The 15,556-nt window shown below is 70.4% G+C and carries 14 protein-coding genes and 3 tRNA genes; 11 read left to right on the forward strand and 6 right to left on the reverse strand.

The genetic code is table 11. The annotated features are described in order from the left end of the window. Positions 1-46 precede the first annotated feature (46 nt). Both PQS31_RS01910 and PQS31_RS01915 read left to right on the forward strand, forming a co-directional pair. Positions 47-1,399, forward strand: a complete 1,353-nt coding sequence (locus PQS31_RS01910; protein ID WP_272760996.1) for a sigma-54 dependent transcriptional regulator — start codon at positions 47-49, stop codon at positions 1,397-1,399. Further along, positions 1,396-1,629 carry a hypothetical protein gene (locus PQS31_RS01915; protein ID WP_272760997.1) on the forward strand — a complete coding sequence of 78 codons (234 nt, stop codon included), beginning with the start codon at positions 1,396-1,398 and terminating at the stop codon, positions 1,627-1,629. Before PQS31_RS01910 ends, PQS31_RS01915 begins: the two co-directional genes overlap by 4 nt. Here PQS31_RS01915 and PQS31_RS01920 read toward each other — a convergent pair. Both PQS31_RS01920 and PQS31_RS01925 read right to left on the reverse strand, forming a co-directional pair. Beyond that, complete coding sequence (locus tag PQS31_RS01920; protein WP_272760998.1) at positions 1,626-1,976, reverse strand: response regulator; 351 nt, start codon at positions 1,974-1,976, stop codon at positions 1,626-1,628. The two genes, PQS31_RS01915 and PQS31_RS01920, sit on opposite strands and share 4 nt — an antisense overlap. Continuing rightward, positions 1,973-4,339 (reverse strand): PAS domain S-box protein, encoded by a 2,367-nt coding sequence (locus tag PQS31_RS01925; protein ID WP_272760999.1) that lies wholly within the window; start codon positions 4,337-4,339, stop codon positions 1,973-1,975. The genes PQS31_RS01920 and PQS31_RS01925 overlap by 4 nt, the downstream gene beginning before the upstream one ends. A 290-nt stretch (positions 4,340-4,629) precedes the next feature. Between PQS31_RS01925 and PQS31_RS01930 the strand changes: the two genes are divergently transcribed. Continuing rightward, positions 4,630-5,334, forward strand: coding sequence for a protein phosphatase 2C domain-containing protein (locus PQS31_RS01930; RefSeq protein ID WP_272761000.1), 705 nt, complete (start codon positions 4,630-4,632; stop codon positions 5,332-5,334). 13 nt (positions 5,335-5,347) lie between these two features. On the opposite strand, the gene dnaQ is transcribed toward PQS31_RS01930, so the two are convergent. Genes dnaQ through PQS31_RS01945 form a run of 3 tightly spaced genes read right to left on the reverse strand, consistent with a single transcriptional unit; the run spans position 5,348 to position 7,216 of the window. Next, positions 5,348-6,067 carry a DNA polymerase III subunit epsilon gene (dnaQ, locus tag PQS31_RS01935; protein ID WP_272761001.1) on the reverse strand — a complete coding sequence of 240 codons (720 nt, stop codon included), beginning with the start codon at positions 6,065-6,067 and terminating at the stop codon, positions 5,348-5,350. Positions 6,068-6,087: 20 nt separating this feature from the next. Continuing rightward, positions 6,088-6,534 carry a ribonuclease HI gene (gene rnhA / locus PQS31_RS01940; protein WP_096208878.1) on the reverse strand — a complete coding sequence of 149 codons (447 nt, stop codon included), beginning with the start codon at positions 6,532-6,534 and terminating at the stop codon, positions 6,088-6,090. Between the two features lie 25 nt (positions 6,535-6,559). Continuing rightward, a complete protein-coding gene (locus PQS31_RS01945) occupies positions 6,560-7,216 on the reverse strand; it encodes a hypothetical protein (protein ID WP_272761002.1) in 657 nt (218 codons plus the stop codon). A 35-nt stretch (positions 7,217-7,251) separates the two neighbouring features. Here PQS31_RS01945 and gloB point away from each other — a divergent pair, with 35 nt between their 5' ends. Both gloB and PQS31_RS01955 read left to right on the forward strand, forming a co-directional pair. Next, positions 7,252-8,016 (forward strand): hydroxyacylglutathione hydrolase, encoded by a 765-nt coding sequence (gene gloB / locus PQS31_RS01950; RefSeq protein ID WP_272761003.1) that lies wholly within the window; start codon positions 7,252-7,254, stop codon positions 8,014-8,016. After that, positions 8,013-9,197 carry a lytic transglycosylase domain-containing protein gene (locus PQS31_RS01955; RefSeq protein ID WP_272761004.1) on the forward strand — a complete coding sequence of 395 codons (1,185 nt, stop codon included), beginning with the start codon at positions 8,013-8,015 and terminating at the stop codon, positions 9,195-9,197. Before gloB ends, PQS31_RS01955 begins: the two co-directional genes overlap by 4 nt. A 290-nt stretch (positions 9,198-9,487) precedes the next feature. On the opposite strand, the gene PQS31_RS01960 is transcribed toward PQS31_RS01955, so the two are convergent. After that, entirely contained in the window at positions 9,488-11,467 is a 1,980-nt protein-coding gene (locus PQS31_RS01960) for a SurA N-terminal domain-containing protein (protein ID WP_272761005.1), read from the reverse strand. 242 nt (positions 11,468-11,709) lie between these two features. Here PQS31_RS01960 and PQS31_RS01965 point away from each other — a divergent pair, with 242 nt between their 5' ends. From PQS31_RS01965 to PQS31_RS01990, 6 genes are all read left to right on the forward strand, one after another. Next, on the forward strand, positions 11,710-11,988 hold the full coding sequence (locus tag PQS31_RS01965) for an HU family DNA-binding protein (protein WP_096208882.1): 279 nt from the start codon (positions 11,710-11,712) through the stop codon (positions 11,986-11,988). Between the two features lie 20 nt (positions 11,989-12,008). Beyond that, a tRNA-Val gene (locus tag PQS31_RS01970) sits at positions 12,009-12,083 on the forward strand. A 19-nt stretch (positions 12,084-12,102) separates the two neighbouring features. Continuing rightward, positions 12,103-12,179 (forward strand) — tRNA-Asp (locus PQS31_RS01975). A 487-nt stretch (positions 12,180-12,666) separates the two neighbouring features. Beyond that, positions 12,667-12,743, forward strand: a tRNA-Asp gene (locus tag PQS31_RS01980). Positions 12,744-12,984: 241 nt separating this feature from the next. Then, positions 12,985-14,388, forward strand: coding sequence for an SH3 domain-containing protein (locus PQS31_RS01985; protein WP_272761006.1), 1,404 nt, complete (start codon positions 12,985-12,987; stop codon positions 14,386-14,388). 19 nt (positions 14,389-14,407) lie between these two features. Further along, entirely contained in the window at positions 14,408-15,505 is a 1,098-nt protein-coding gene (locus tag PQS31_RS01990; RefSeq protein WP_272761007.1) for a dipeptide epimerase, read from the forward strand. Positions 15,506-15,556 lie beyond the last annotated feature (51 nt).

Genomic DNA, 15,556 nt, shown 5'->3' on the forward strand with positions numbered 1-15,556 from the left:
TGCATTGCGCATGCGACAGTGCGGGCATTCGCTCAAGGAGTCGGTCATGCCACAGCCCACAGCACTGATCTTGGACGATGACGGTACCTTCGCCCGCGCGGCCGGCCAGCTGGCGTTTTCCGCCGGGTTCCGCGTCCAGCTGGCGGAGACGCTCGCCGAAGCACGCACCTTCCTCGCACGGACGCGCGCGGATCTGGTTCTGCTCGACCTCCAGTTGCCGGATGGCTCGGGCATGGATCTTCTGGATGATGTCGATCTGGCCGAGCACGGCCAGGTGGTCATCGTCACCGGACGCCCGTCGCTCGAATCGGCCGCACGTGCGGTGGCGACCCCGGTCATCGAGTATCTGGTCAAACCGCTCGACCCCGCGCAGCTGCGCAGCGTGATGGAACGCGTCGCCGCACGCTGGCGCCCGGTCGCGGCCGCACCGGTGGATCTGTCGGCCGTGAGCGGTCTGGTCGGCAATGCGCCCCAGCTCCGCGCGGTGGTCGATGCGGTCTTGCGCACCGGACCGACCGATGCCTCGGTCCTCGTCTCCGGCGAGGCCGGCAGCGGCAAGGCCCTGGTGGCCTCGGCCCTGCACGCGGCGAGCGGCCGGCGCGGCCCCCTCGTCACCCTGGATTGCAGCGCGCTCGCACCGGCTGACCTTGTCGCCGCGTTGTTCGGCGCGGATGCGCAGGCGAGCGCAGGGCCCTCGCTCCGCGGCGCCTACGCGCGCGCGCGCGGCGGCACGTTGTTTCTCGATGCCGTCGACCAGATGCCGCTCGATCTGCAGGCGCAGCTGGCGGAAGCACTGGATACCCCGGGCTTCGGCCTGGGCCTCGATGCCGCGAACCCGCCGGCACCGGCGCCGATCCGCATCGTCGCTGCGATCGAGCGCGACCCGCACGACGCCATGCGCGATCGCCTGCTGCGGCCGGACCTGTATTACGCCATCGCGCAGGCGGGGATCGCCCTGCCCCCGCTGCGTGAGCGCGGCGAGGACGTCGTGGTGCTCGCGCATCACTTCATCGAGCGGCTCAATGCGCACTACCGGAAGGAAAAGCGGCTTGCGCCCGGAGGCGAAGCGGCACTGCTGCGCCACAGCTGGCCGGGGAACGTGCGCGAGCTGCGCAGTGCCGTACAGCGGGCCTATCTCCTGCAGGACGGCACCGACCTCCACGTGAAACCGCAGCTGCCGAGTGCCGCGGTCTGGAAGGAATCCGAGACGTCGATCCTGTTCTCGGTGGGCACGCCGCTGGCGGAGATCGAACGGCGCGCCCTGCTGAAGACCCTCGCCCATTTCGACAACGACAAGACCGCGACGGCACGTGCGCTCGGCGTGAGCGTGCGCACCGTCCACAACCAGCTCGCGCGTCTGGGCATCCGTCGCGTGGGCGCGGACGGCGCAGCGGAATGAGTGCGGCACCCGTGCCGCCGGACGCGGATCCGGCCTGGCTGCATGCGCTGCGCAATGCGGTGAACGCAGCGACGGTCGCGGTGGCGGCGGCGCGCAGTGCGCTCGAGTCCGATGATCCCGGTCGGGCCGGATTCTTTCTCGAAGAGAGCGCGGGCGCCTGCCGCCGGGCGGCCCAGCTCCTGCACGCGCGGCCCGAGCGTCACGTCAATGCGGCGCCGGAGCGCGGCTAGAGGTTCAGTGCCGCGAGCACCTCATCGATGTCGACGGGCTTCAGGCAATGCGGCACGTCGTCGAAGCCCGCGGGCAGCAGCGCGCGGTCGTAACCGGACACGAACACGCACCGCACCCCGCGCGTACGCAAACGCGCGGCCACGGGAAATATCCGCTCTCCGCCGAGATTGACGTCGAGAATCGCGGCGTCCAGTGGCGCACCGGTCTCGAGCAGCGCCTCCACGTCGCGCAGGGTCGCAAGCGGCCCGACCGGCTCGAGCCCGCGTGCCGTCAGGCCGTCCTGCAGATGCAGGGCGAGCATGTATTCGTCTTCCGCCACCAGAACGCGGTAGGCCCGTGGGGTCATTGCAGGGGCACTCCGGACTCGTCGTCGAGGGGGACCTCGATCGTGCAGAAGACGCCGTCCTTGCGCAGTTCATAGTGGGTTCGCGCCTTGAGCTGGTAGGGCAATGCGCGTTCGATGAGTTCGCGGCCGTAGCCGTCCGACGTGCGCAACGGATCCAGCCGGACGCCGCGCTCTTCCCAGGTCACCCGCAGGGCCGGCCCCTTCCCCTCGTCCCGTCCCTCGATGCACCAGGTGACGGCGAGCCGACCACCGGCATCGGACAGGGCACCGTATTTGAGGGCGTTCGTGGTCAGCTCGTGCAGCGCCAGCGCGAGGGTCTGCACGAGACGCGCGCGCAGCGGCACACCCGTCGGCCCGCGCAGGTCGACACGGGAATCCGCGCGCGCGCCCACGCCATGCGCGTCGAGTTCCTGGTGCAGGAGAGCATCGAAGGTGACGGCCTGCCCGTCGGGACGTTGCGACAGCAGGCCCTGCACCCGTCCCAGCGCCGCGAGCCGGGCCTCGAAGCGCCGCCCGAACGCGTCGATGTCACCGCTCTCCTGCAGGGTGCGCCGGGCCAGCAACTGGACCACCGCGATCAGGTTGCGGGTCCGGTGCTGGAGCTCGGCCACCAGGGTTTCCATCATCGCCGCGTCGTCGCGCTCCCGGGTGATGTCGCGCCCGATGCCGCCGATGCGCTGCACCTCGCCCGCGTCGTCACGTACCGGGAAGTCGGTGTTGCGGATCCAGACCACGCGCCCATCCACGGGGCGCACGATGCGGAATTCATAGCTGGCGCGCACGCCCCGGCGCACGCCGCGCACGATGCCGCGCACGCGTTTGAGATCGTCGGGATGGACCAGGGAAAGCCAGTAGTCCGGGTCGCGCTGGGACACCTCCCGCGCCTGACCGTAGATCGTCTCGAAGGCGGGGCTGAGATATTCGAGTGCCAGCGTCTTCGCGTTGCGGATCCAGAGCACGTCCGAGGAGGCATCGCCGAACTGGCGGAAGCGCGCCTCGCTGTCGCGCAGGCCCTGCTCGGCGACGCGACGCGAGGTCAGGTCGAGACTCACCGCAAGGCTTCCGGCGATCGCGCCGCAGCCGTCGCGCCACGGTCCCACCGCCAGGCGGATCCAGCGCGGCTGGCCGTCGACGAGTACCCGCTTTTCGGTCGAAAACGGAGTGCCGTCGCGGTACAGCGCGGCCATGCGCTCGGCGTCGCCGGGCCAGTCGTCGGCGTGGGTCAGCGATTTGATGCGGACGCCGAGCAGCGCCGCGCGGGAGCGCCCCATGACGTCGCAATGGCGATCGTTGACGTAGACCAGGCGTCCGTCGCGGTCGGCGATCGCGATGCCCACTTCGGCCTGATCGGCCACGGCGCGGAACCGCTGCTCGCTGGTCGCCAGGGCCCGTTTGGCGCGTGCCCGTTCGGCCGCCGAGTGGGTGCGCTCGCCGAATTCCCGGATCAGGCCGAGCTCCGACGCCGTCCACACCCGCGGCACCCGGCTCAGGGCGACGAAGCGGTCGATGCCGGGTGCGCGTGGCGGCGGCGCCGCGACCGCCGCGATGCCGTGGCTGGACAGGAGTGCGCGGCCGGCGGTGTCGACACGCGGATCGGCGGCCACCTCGTCGATCACCATGCCCGCGGTCGAGCCGCCTTCGCCGATCAGCAGGCCCGCCAGGGCCGCTGCCGGCCGCGCGCGCGGCCGGCCCCGTTTCGGCCAGCCGTCGCGGATCAGCAGACCGCCATGGCCCGAGTCGGCGTGACCGATGCGATCCACCTGCAGATGCACGCCGAGCAACGCGGATGCGGCGTCGTGGATCTCGCCCGGGTCACCGAGATCACGCAACGCATCGCTGAGTGCGAGCAGGGTGCGTTCGCGATCGCCGCTCGTTTCCGCTGCACGCACCGCGGCCTCGCGCGCCAGTTCGCGGACCACCATCCACATGCCGGCAGGGCGACCGGCCTCGTCGCGGATCGGCGAATAGTCCACGTCGAGCAGCACACGGGCACAGGTGCCGTCGCGCATCAGATCGAAGGGCTGCGCCCGCAGCTGCACCGAACGTCCGGCCAGCGATTCGGCCAGCATCGACGCGGCGTGGGCCTCGATCTCCGGCCACGCCTCGATGAACGGCTGCGCGAACTGGCGCGGATGCCGTTTCCCCAGCAGGGGGCGCAACGCGTCGTTGTAGAGGTAATACCCCGGCGATCCCCACGCGATGGCGATCGGCACCGGGGACTCCAGCATCAGCCCCACCGCGTGGCGAAGCGCGGCCGGCCAGCGCTCGATCGGACCGAGCCCTGTGTCGCGCCAGTCGAAATCTCGCACCCGCTCGGCCATTTCACCTTCGCACCAGGGCCAGGACGCTGCATGTTCGGACATCGAGAAAACCGGACCAGGGCGGACGCCCCACCTTACGCCACCCGGGGCGCGCGACGTGATTGCCGTCCGCAGTGCCGGTGCTGCGCCGGTGCGCACTGCGCGGCGCCGTTGGCCTGCCCCATGCCGCATGGCCTATGCTCGCCGGCAGCCCAGGCGCGACAATGCCGCATGCCGTCGACTTTCCCGTTCCTCATCCTGCCCATCCGCACCCGCCCCCGGACGCTGGCCGTTCCGACGCGCGGGCGCCGTTGTCCGCAGCGTCGGTCCACCATGCACGCGCCGGGAGCCGCATGATCGAGTTCGGACATCTGACGCACGTCGGCCTGCGCCGCGACCTCAACGAGGACACCTACTACGGCGACAGCGAGCTCGGCCTGTGGCTGATCGCCGACGGCATGGGCGGACACGAATACGGCGAGGTCGCCAGCGCACTGGCGCGCGAGACCATCGTGCGCGAGATCCGCGCCGGCGCCTCCCTGTCGCACGCGATCCGTGTGGCCGACGAGGAGATCATCCGCGCCTCGCGCCGCCGCAACGACAGCCTGCCGATGGGCACCACCGTGGTCGCGGCGCGTGTGCAGGGGCCGCGCTTCGAAGTGGCCTGGGTGGGCGACAGCCGCGTCTACCTGTGGCGCGACGCCAAGCTGGCCCAGCTGTCCCAGGACCACAGTTACGTGCAGGAACTCATCGCCAAGGGTGCACTCAGCGTCGACCAGGCCCGCAGCCATCCGCATCGCAATGTGGTGACCCAGGCACTGGGCGTCACCGATCCGGACGCACTCAATGTCGAAACGCTGTCGGGCGAACTGGTGCCGGGCACCCAGCTGCTGCTGTGCAGCGACGGTCTGACCGAAGAGGTCGACGACGCCGTGATCGCCCGTGTTCTGGCGCATACCGAATGCAGCGCCCAGGAGTGCGTCGACGGGCTGGTGGCGGCCGCGCTGGACGGCGGCGGCTCCGACAACGTCACGGTGATCCTGATCCGACGGCAGTAGCCGCCGCATCACCTCAGGCCGGCAGGGCGGCCTCCTCGGCGGCATCCCACAGACAGCGGCCCGCGCGCGTCCGGATCGCCGCGACGCGCGCCGCGTGCAGGGCGAGATCCGCGTCCGGCACGCGCAAGGCGGGGCGCACGCCGGTGGGCTGCACGATCACCCGGTGCGCCACCGAACGGCCGGTGTCGACCGGCGCCTCGAAGCCGATCTCGTGCTGGCCGGCGGTGAGCGCGAGGTAGACCTCGGCCAGCAACTGGGCATCGAGCAGCGCGCCGTGCAGCTGACGGTGCGCGTTGTCCACGCCCATCCGCTTGCACAGCGCGTCGAGGGAATTGCGCTGTCCCGGGAACCGCTGCCGGGCCAGCAACAGTGAATCCTCGATGCGCGCGCGCGCGCGGATGTCGCCGTAATGCGGGCCGAGCCGTGACAGCTCGTAATCCAGGAAGCCGACGTCGAAGGCCGCGTTGTGGATCACCAGTTCGGCGCCGTCGATGAAGGCGAGAAACGCGTCGGCGATCTCCTCGAAGGGCGGCTTGTCGGCGAGGAATTCGAGGCTCAGGCCGGTGACCTCGGCCGCGCCCTGTTCGAAATCGCAGTCGGGGCGGATGTACTGGTGATAGGTCCGGCCGGTCGGCCGCCGCTCGACCAGCTCGACGCAGCCGATCTCGACCACGCGGTTGCCCTTCTTCCATTCCAGGCCGGTGGTTTCGGTGTCGAGCACGATCTGCCGCATGCTGCCGGAGTCCTCTGGGTTCAGGCGACGGCGCTGCGCTGCGCGCGCGCGGCCGCGGTGGCGAGTGCGTCGACGCGCTCGTTCTCGGGATGACCGGAATGGCCTTTGACCCAATGCCATTCGATGGTGTGACGTTCGCTGGCCGCCTGCAGGCGTTGCCACAGGTCCTGGTTCTTCACCGCGCCGCCGGCCGCGGTCTTCCAGCCACGTCGCACCCAGTTGCGCAGCCATTCGGTGATGCCCTGGCGGACATACTGGGAATCGGTGTGCAGGTCGACGCGGCAGGCCTCGGTCAGGGTTTCGAGCGCGACGATCGCCGCCATCAGCTCCATGCGGTTGTTGGTGGTCTGCGGTTCGCCCCCGCTGAGCTCGCGCTCGATGTCGCGGTAGCGCAGCAGCGCGCCCCAGCCACCGGGGCCGGGATTACCGAGGCAGGCACCGTCGGTGTAGATCACGATCGACTTCATGGAATCCAAGGACGAAAGAGCGCAGTCAGACGGCCGGCGCCGCTGCGGGAACCGGCAATGCGCGCGCGCGCCGGACCGGGGTGAGCGGAAGATGCCGTTTCTGGCCACGCAGCGCGTAGGCCGCGCGCAGCCCCGGACCGTCCTGGCTGTCGCCGGCAGGCACTTCGCGCCAGCTCGGGCCGACGCCGCGCGACACCGCGTCGGGCGCGAGTCCGGCCTCACGCAGACGCCGCCGCCAGGTCAGCGGTTCGGCACTGGTGATGCGGTGGCCGCGCCAGCGCCAGCGGTACGGCGTCAGTGGATTGAGCACCAGCAGCCACAGGTGGCCGCCGGGGGCGAGCACCCGCGCGGCCTCCTGCAGAAGTGCCTCGTCCCGCCCGCCGACCACGTGCTGGAGCATCACCGTGCCGAACGCCTCGCTCGGCAGCGGCAGCGGGCAGGCGCACCGGACCGGGCCTTCCAGATGCGCGCCGCGGCGGATCAGATGCAGACCGCGGCCTTCGACGGCCTGCCCGGGCGCGCCCGGCGAGAGCCACAGCCACGGCAGTCCCGGATGGGCGCGGAGCGCTTCGCCGACGAGCGCCTGCTCGCTGGCGAGCACGGCGAGGCCGGCGGGCGTGGCGAACCAGTCGCTGGCGGCGTCCGGTTGACCGGTCGGGAAGATCGCGGGCATGGTCGGCATTGTACGGGCTTCATGCCCGCCGCCGCCCGGACACGATGCGCCTGCAGCCGATCCCCGCCTTCGATGACAACTACATCTGGACGCTGGAGGCCGACGATGGCGGCACGATCGTCGTCGATCCGGGCGATGCGCAGCCACTGCTGGCCGCGGCCGAGCAGGGATTCGAGCCACGGGCGGTGCTGCTGACCCATCATCACAACGACCATATCGGCGGTGTTCCTGCCCTGCGCGCGCGCTGGCCGACGCTGGAGATCATCGCGCCCGACGACGCCCGCATCCCGCTCGCGACGACGCGGGTCGAGGCCGGCGACCGGGTCGAACGCGGCCCCTGGCGCTTCGAGGTCCTCGCCGCCCCGGGCCATACTGCGACGCACATCGCATTTTTCGGCCATGGGCACTTGTTTTGCGGCGATACCCTGTTCAGCCTTGGCTGTGGGCGCCTGTTCGAAGGTACGCCCTCCCAGATGCTGGACTCACTCGATCGCCTGGCGGCGTTGCCCGCCGACACCCTGGTGTGCTGCGGTCACGAATACAGCCGGTCCAACGCCGCGTTCGCACGCGCCGTCGATCCGGACAATGCGGCGCTCGAGCGCCGCGAACAGGAGATCATCGCGATGCGCAGTGCCCACAGGCCGACGCTTCCCGTTTCCTTGCACAGCGAACTGGCGTGCAACCCGTTTCTGCGTGTCGACACGCCCGCCGTGCGCGACGCGGTCGCGGCCCACGCCGGGGCGATGCAGAAGGACCGCGTGGCGGTCTTCGCCGCGCTCCGGCGCTGGAAGGACGGGTTTCGCGCATGAGGGCGCGTCCCGGCACCCGGCTCGCCGCGGCCCTGCTGCTCGCGGCGATGCCGGCCCTGCCGCTGCTCGCCGGGCCTGACCCCGGCGTCGCCGCCTCCAACGCCGCCGTCGCGACCGCCGTCACCGCACCGGCGGCCGGCGGGCCCACCGTCCGCAACGGCCAGGACATCTACCGCCGTTTCCTCGACGGCCTCGCCGACCAGGATTGCAGCGACGACGCCAGCGCTCGCTGGCGTTCGCATTTCGGTCATGTGCCGCGCCAGCTGACCTCGCGCAACAACGACGTGCTGCCGCTGTTCGGCTATGTGGTCGACGCGATGCGCGAGGCCCATCTGCCCACCGAATACGCGCTGATCCCCTTCATCGAAAGCGGCTACCGCCCGGGTGCACGCAGCGCCTCCGGCCCCGCCGGGCTCTGGCAGTTCATCGCCGTGACCGCGCGCAATCACGAGATTCCGATCCGACCCGGCTACGACGGCCGGCTGTCGCCGGCCGATGCCACGACCGCGGCCGTGCGTTATCTCAAGACCCTGCACGGCATGTTCGCCGGTGATTGGCGGCTGGCGGTGATGGCCTACAACGCAGGCGAATACCGCGTCCTCAATGCGCTCAAGCGCGCCGGTCAGGCGCCCGCGGCTGCCGACCCGGCCGCGCTCGCGATGCCCGACATCACCCACAGCTACGTGCGCAAACTGCATGCGCTGTCGTGCGTGATCAAGGAGGCCGAGACACGCGAGGGCTGGATGGCCGCACTCGACCGGGACGTGCCCATACTGCAGGCGATTCCGGTGCCCGACGGCATCCGCGATCTCGACACCCTCGCCTCGCGCCACGAGACCGATGCCCAGCAGTTGCGTCGCCTCAACCCCGCGCACAGTGACGGGCGCGTTGCCCGCATCGGCCAGCCCGTCCAGGTGCTGGTGCCGCAAGCCGCGGCCGCGCCGCCGGTGTTCATGGCCGAAGCGCCGCCGGAAGCCGATCGCGACGAGGCCGTCGGGGCCGCGTCGGACATCGCGTCGGCCGTCGCCCGACGCGTGCACACCGTCGTCAATGGCGATTCGATCTGGGCGATCGCGCGCCAGTACGGGGTGAGCACCCGCATCCTGCTCGAACGCAATGGCCTGGATGCGCGCAGCATCCTGCGTCCGGGGATGGAACTGCGGATCGACGGCGCCCCCTGATCAGCGCGGACGACGGCGGCGCACCACGCGGTCGCCGTCGTGGCGTCCGTTGCCGCACGCGCAGGGCCGGGCAGCGCACCGCGTGATCGTCGGGATCCGACCCGGAGCGCGCGCCTGGCCGAACCCGCCAATGCATCGGATCACGCGGCGGCCTGGGGCGAGCCGCCGTCACGCCCCCGCGTGCACCGCCGCGGCCGCAGCGCCGGCACTGCAGCGATTGACCGGCCCCGGACACGGAAACGCCCGGCACTGGCCGGGCGTTCCGGGATTCCGCCGAGCGAGGCGTCTCGTCAGAGACGCGCTTCGTTGACGGTGATCTTCATCTGGCTGCGCAGCGCACGCTGCAGCACCTCGGCGTCCTCGCTGCCGAGCAAGGCGCCGAGCTGCTGACGCAGCATCGTCCGCTCCTGCTCGCTGGCTTCAGCGGGATCGCCCACGATCACCCGATCGACCGTGAACACGACGACGCTGCCGTCGGCGAGCAGCACGCGGCCCGGCGTGGTCGCGCCCTCCGCCGGCGGACGTGCACGGAAATAGGCCTGGTTCGCCGTGGCGTCCGGCACCGGCGCGCCGCGCGGCACGCCGGGCACCGAGGTCGCCTCCAGCGAACGGGCCTCGGCCAGCGACTGCAGCGTCGCCCCGCCCTGGAGTTCGGCGACCATCGCGTCCGCAGCGGCTTCGGCCTGCTTGCGTGCACGGTCGGCCCGCACCTCGGCGGTGACGCGGGCGCGCACCTCGTCGAGGGTCTGGGCACGCTCGGGGGTGTGGCTGGTCACGCGGATGAACACCGTATGGTTCGGCGCGATCTCGATCGGATCGCTCACCGTGCCGTCCTGGGTGAGCGCCTCCGAGAACGCCGCCTGCACCACCGCCGGATGGGCGGCGATTCCGCTGCCGGCACCACGCGCGAACGGTCCGATCGTACGCACCGGCAGCTGCGCCGCCGTGGCGGCCTGCTCCAGCGACATCGGATGCCGGTTGATCTCGTCGACGATCCGGCCGACCTGCTCGTTGTAGGCCTGGGAGCCGGCGTTGTCGCGGACCTCGCGTTCCATCTCCTCACGCACGTCCTCGAAGGTCACCGGGCGCGCCGCATCGACCTCGCGCAGTTGCAGGACGTGCCAGCCGAAATCGGTGCGCACCGGATCGCTCACCTGACCGGGCTGCATCGCGAACAGCGTGTCCTCGAACGGGCCGGCCATCATGCCGGTCTCGATCCAGCCCAGATCACCACCGCCCTGGTTCGAGCCCGGGTCGTCGGATTCGGCGCGCGCCAGCGCCGCGAAATCCGCGCCCGGCTGCTTCGCGCGCGCGGCGATGTCGGCCGCCTTTGCCTGCGCCGCCTGCTGCGCGGCGGCATCGGCGCCGGCCGGCACTTCGACCAGGATGTGCGAGGCCAGACGGCGCTCGGCCGCGGTGAAGCGCGATTTGACCTGCTCGAAATGCGCGCGCGCATCGGCCTCGTCCACCGTGCCGTCGGCCGCCGCGGTCTCGCCGCGCACCTCGATGTACTCGAGCGCGACCTGCTCGGGTGCGCGGTAGCGGTTGGCGTGCGATTCGAACCAGCTCTGCAGATCGGCATCGGCCACCGGCGCCTCGTCGACCGCCGGCGGCGGCACGACGATGAAGCTCACGTCGCGGCGCTCGCCCAGCAGGCGCATCAGACGCTCCGATTCGCCGGGCGTCACGAAAGCGGACTCGGCGATCGCCTGCGGCACCAGTGCGCGCTGCAGGTCGAGACGCACCGAGGCTTCGAACTCGCGCGGCGTGCGCGGCGGCTGCGCCGACTGCAGCGCCAGCTGGTAACGCTGCGCATCGAAGCGGCCGTCGACCTGGAACGCCGGGATCGACGCGATGATCGACTGCACCTGCTGGTTGTCGACCACGATGTTGGCGCGCTCGGCGGCAAGCGCGAGCACGGCGCGGTCGATCAGCTGCTCGAGGATCTCGCGCTTGCTCTCCATGGTTTCGAAGCCGCGCGCGTCGAAGTTCTCGCCCTCCGCCTGACGGCGCTGTTCACGCATCGCATCGAATGCCTCACGGAATTCCGCGGCGCTGACTTCCGTCGTCGACCAGGCGAGCTTGCGCACCAGCCAGACGTCCGGCGCGGAACGCCACCACTTCGGCGGCGCCTCGACCTTGGCCGCATAGTCGGCGTTGTTCTGGAAGAGATACTGCTCCATCCCGAAGAAGGCGAACGGAACCGCCAGCACCGCCACGATGGCGATTGCGATCCAACCACTGGTCTTTTCTCGAAGCGCTTGCAGCATTGTCCGGGCACTGGATGGGCGAGCCGGTCAGTTTACCCGCATGGTGCCGCGCGCGCAGGCCGCCCCCGGGATGCCGGGGCGGTGGCTGAATCGGGTTCCCGGCAGGCGGCACGGGGCGAAGTCGTATTCCCCGGAACGATCGCGTACCATGCGCCTCCGACCGCCCCCGGGCCGCCGCACCGGTTGGCGCCCCGATTTCCTAGACGCCTCACACGCGCACATACAAGAGAAGAGGAACGCTCATGGCCCATACCAAAGCTGATATCACTGCCGCCGTCGCCGAAAAGGCCGGTCTGTCCCGCGCCGATGCCGGCCGCGCCGTCGACGCCGTGCTCGACACGATCACCGAAGCGCTGAAGAACGGCGAAGCGGTGAATTTCGTCGGCTTCGGTTCGTTCGTCGCCCGTCCGCGCGCCGCGCGTACCGGCCTGAACCCGCAGACCAAGGAACAGATCCAGATCCCCGCCTCGACCGTGCCTGCATTCAAGGCTGGCAAGGCGCTGAAGGATGCAGTAAAGTAAGCGGCTGGTTGGTTCCGCATGGGTGCTTAGCTCAGCGGTAGAGCGTCTCCTTTACACGGAGAGGGTCGGGGGTTCGAAACCCTCAGCACCCACCACGCACCAGGTTTCCAATGTGGAGCGGTAGTTCAGCTGGTTAGAATGCTGGCCTGTCACGCCGGAGGTCGCGGGTTCGAGTCCCGTCCGCTCCGCCATCGGATCAAAGCGAAACCCCGCGCATGTCGCGGGGTTTTTCTTTGTGCGCGCCTCTACAGTGCGTGTTTCTGCAGTGCGTGTTTCTGCAGTGCGTGTTTGCAGCGCGTGTCTCCGGTGCGTTCGGCGCGGAGACATCGACTGCGTGATTCCCGGGCGTAACGGGCCCGTTCACCGCACTGCACCAGCCGCCACGTGCGCGTCTGCGCCGGAACGGCATGCCCGTGATCCGGCATGTGCATCACCTGCGCCTGCGCATCGGTGCGACGACGGCATCGGCGCCATGCGCACTGCATTACGATCGGGCACGCCACGCCGGTGGAGCCGCCGCGTCGAGACGCGCGCCTTCGCCGCGTGCCTCCGTGCACCGTGCTGCGCGGACGTCGGCAGCGTCCGCGCAGCGCGCACAGACGCGTCCGCACATCCATCGCAGCGATCTGCACATCACCCCTTCCCAAGCGCGAAGTTTCATGTAGAATCTCGCGCCTCGGAGCGGTAGTTCAGCTGGTTAGAATGCTGGCCTGTCACGCCGGAGGTCGCGGGTTCGAGTCCCGTCCGCTCCGCCAGTGGTAACGAAAAGCCTCGCAGCGATGCGGGGCTTTTTCGTATCCGCAGATCGGGTTTCGTCGCCCGCGACGCGATGCGCACGCCTCGTCGGCAGTGCATGTGGAAGCGGTCGCCTGCACCAGCGGCACATCGCGCGCACGACGGCGCATGCCGCGTGTGCGTGGCGGTTGCCCGCCGCGGCAAATCCCATATCCTCGATGCGCCAATCGCGTGTGCGGTGCACGTGATGCAGGAGGTGCGATGCGTCCATCCCGTTTCCGTCCCGTGGAGTCGTTCGCGCTCGCGCTCGTGCTCGCGGTGTCCGGATGCCACAGCGCGCAGGCCGCATCGCCCACGGCACATGCGCCTCCGGTGCCCGGGCTGAGCGGGCAGACGCTGTCGCCCGGGTTCTGGATCGCACGTGCGCAGGCGCCGGATGCACCGGTGCTCGATCGCACGGCGATCGAGGCGGTCAACGCCGCGATGCGGAACGAGCCGTCGATCCACGCGCCGCTCGCCCTGCCCCACACCCTGTCACGCGCGGCGGTGATCGAGTGGATCACGACGACGTCCGTGCGGCCGAGCACACCGCGTTTCACCGCCGACGGCCCGCTCGCCGGGGCGACGCTCGATGCGCTGGCAGCCGACCTCGCGCTCGACGCCGTCGGCGACACGGTCGAGCCGGCGTTCGGGCTGGTCGTGCGGCGCGCGGATCTGCGGACGTTTCCGACCACGCTGCGTGTGTTCAGCCGCGTCGACGACACCGACATCGACCGGTTCCAGGAAGACGCGCTGTTTCCCGGCACGCCGGTCGCGGTGCTGCACCGCAGCCGCGATGGCGCCTGGCTGTTCGTGGTCAGCGAACGTTACGCCGCATGGATCGAACAACACCATGTCGCGCTCGGCACACGCGCACAGGTGACCGGTTACGCCGCGCGCGCGGCGGACGGCCTCGTCGTCACCGGCGCGAGCGCGCGCACGGTGTTCACGCCCGAGGCGCCTGCGGTATCGGACGTGCAGTTGGAGATGGGTGTGCGCGTTCCGCGTATGGCGTGGCCCGCGGGTGCACCGCTGAACGGCCAAGTGCCGGACTACGCACACGTCGTCGAGCTGCCGGTGCGCAGCGAGGACGGCACCCTGGCGTTCGCGCCGGCCGCGATTCCGCGTGCCGCCGATGTGCACGACGCCCCGCTGCCGTTCACGCGCGCGACGCTGATCCGTCAGGCCTTCAAATTCCTCGGCGAGCGCTACGGCTGGGGCCATGCCTACAACGCGCGCGACTGCAGCGGCTTCGTCTCGGAGATCTACCGCAGTGTCGGTGTGCTGCTGCCGCGCAATACCGGTGCCCAGGCCTCGGCTGCGGCGCTGGACGGCATCACGTTCGCCCCTGACACCCCACGCGCGCGACGGCTGCAGCGGCTGCGCGAGGCCGATATCGGCGATCTGGTGTTCGTACCCGGACACGTGATGATGATCATCGGCCACATCGACGGCGAGCCGTGGGTGATCCACGACACCGCCGGGACCTATCTCCGCGGCGAGGACGGCGGCGTCCATCGCGCCGCGCTCAACGGCGTGGTGGTCACACCGCTGACGCCGCTGCTCGCCGATGCCGAGGGGGTGCCGATGCTCGATCGCATCGCCCGTATCCAGCGCGTGCGCTGATGCGTCGGACACGACCGCGATGAAGATCACCCGCATCGACCTGGGCACGCTGCGCGTGCCCTTGCGCACCCCGTTCAAGACCGCGGTGCGCACCGTGGAGGCCGTCGAGACCGTGGTGGTCAGTATCGGCACGGATACCGGACACACCGGCTTCGGCGAGGCGCCGGCAACGGCGGCCATTACCGGCGAGACCTGCGGCTCGATCGTGGCCGCGGTCGCCGGCGTGATCGCGCCGCGTCTTGTCGGCGGCGAGATCGACGCCTTCAACGCCCTGCTCCAGCGCGTCGACGGCGCCCTCGCGGGCAACAGCAGTGCGAAGGCGGCGGTCGAAATCGCGCTGTTCGATCTGTTCGCCCAGCGGCACGGCGCGCCGCTGTACCGCATCCTCGGCGGCGGTCTGCCGACGCTTTCGACCGACATCACGATCAGTGTCGGCCCCGTCGATGCGATGGTGGCCGACGCGCTGTCGGCCATCGACCGTGGCTACGTGGCGCTGAAGATCAAGCTCGGTCTGGACCCTGGCACCGACCTGGATCGCGTGCGCGCGCTCCACGACGCGATCGGCGGCCGCGCGCGGCTGCGTCTCGACGCGAACCAGGGCTGGAGCCCGAAGCAGGCGGTGCGCACCATGCTCGGCCTGGAGGCCTCCGGCATCCAGCCCGAGCTGCTCGAACAGCCGGTTCCCGCCGACGATCTCGAGGGGCTGAAGTTCGTCACCACGCGCATCGCGACACCGGTCATGGCCGACGAGAGCGTATTCGGTCCACGCGCCCTTCTCGAACTGATCCGCCTGCGCGCCGCCGACATCGTCAACATCAAGCTGATGAAGAGCGGCGGACTCTCGAATGCACTGCGCATGGCCGATATCGCTGCGCTGCACGGCATGCCCTGCATGATCGGCTGCATGCTGGAGAGCCGGATCAGCGTGACGGCCGCGGCGCATCTGGCGGCCGCGAAATCCCAGGCGATCCACTACGTCGATCTCGACGGTCCGGCGCTGTGCGCGGAGAATCCCGTCGAGGGCGGCGCGGACTTCGACGGCCCGACGATCACGCTCACCGATGCCCCGGGGCTGGGCATCACCGCGGTCGCCGGCCTGCAGACCGTGGGACTGTAGAGACACGCGAATACCGCCCCGCGCACGCGGCCGTCGGCTGCGCAATCCACC

Source organism: Luteimonas sp. BLCC-B24 (assembly GCF_028550595.1).
In the GTDB taxonomy this organism is placed as follows: Bacteria; Pseudomonadota; Gammaproteobacteria; order Xanthomonadales; family Xanthomonadaceae; genus Luteimonas.

Coding starts and splice junctions, on each gene's coding strand:
- PQS31_RS01955 (WP_272761004.1), top strand. CDS start 8,013: ATGAGGGCGCGTCCCGGCACCCGGCTCGCCGCGGCCCTGCTGCTCGCG.
- dnaQ (WP_272761001.1), bottom strand. CDS start 6,067: ATGCGGCAGATCGTGCTCGACACCGAAACCACCGGCCTGGAATGGAAG.
- PQS31_RS01985 (WP_272761006.1), top strand. CDS start 12,985: ATGCGTCCATCCCGTTTCCGTCCCGTGGAGTCGTTCGCGCTCGCGCTC.
- PQS31_RS01930 (WP_272761000.1), top strand. CDS start 4,630: ATGATCGAGTTCGGACATCTGACGCACGTCGGCCTGCGCCGCGACCTC.
- PQS31_RS01920 (WP_272760998.1), bottom strand. CDS start 1,976: ATGACCCCACGGGCCTACCGCGTTCTGGTGGCGGAAGACGAATACATG.
- PQS31_RS01915 (WP_272760997.1), top strand. CDS start 1,396: ATGAGTGCGGCACCCGTGCCGCCGGACGCGGATCCGGCCTGGCTGCAT.
- gloB (WP_272761003.1), top strand. CDS start 7,252: ATGCGCCTGCAGCCGATCCCCGCCTTCGATGACAACTACATCTGGACG.
- PQS31_RS01910 (WP_272760996.1), top strand. CDS start 47: ATGCCACAGCCCACAGCACTGATCTTGGACGATGACGGTACCTTCGCC.
- PQS31_RS01945 (WP_272761002.1), bottom strand. CDS start 7,216: ATGCCGACCATGCCCGCGATCTTCCCGACCGGTCAACCGGACGCCGCC.
- PQS31_RS01925 (WP_272760999.1), bottom strand. CDS start 4,339: ATGTCCGAACATGCAGCGTCCTGGCCCTGGTGCGAAGGTGAAATGGCC.
- rnhA (WP_096208878.1), bottom strand. CDS start 6,534: ATGAAGTCGATCGTGATCTACACCGACGGTGCCTGCCTCGGTAATCCC.
- PQS31_RS01960 (WP_272761005.1), bottom strand. CDS start 11,467: ATGCTGCAAGCGCTTCGAGAAAAGACCAGTGGTTGGATCGCAATCGCC.
- PQS31_RS01965 (WP_096208882.1), top strand. CDS start 11,710: ATGGCCCATACCAAAGCTGATATCACTGCCGCCGTCGCCGAAAAGGCC.
- PQS31_RS01990 (WP_272761007.1), top strand. CDS start 14,408: ATGAAGATCACCCGCATCGACCTGGGCACGCTGCGCGTGCCCTTGCGC.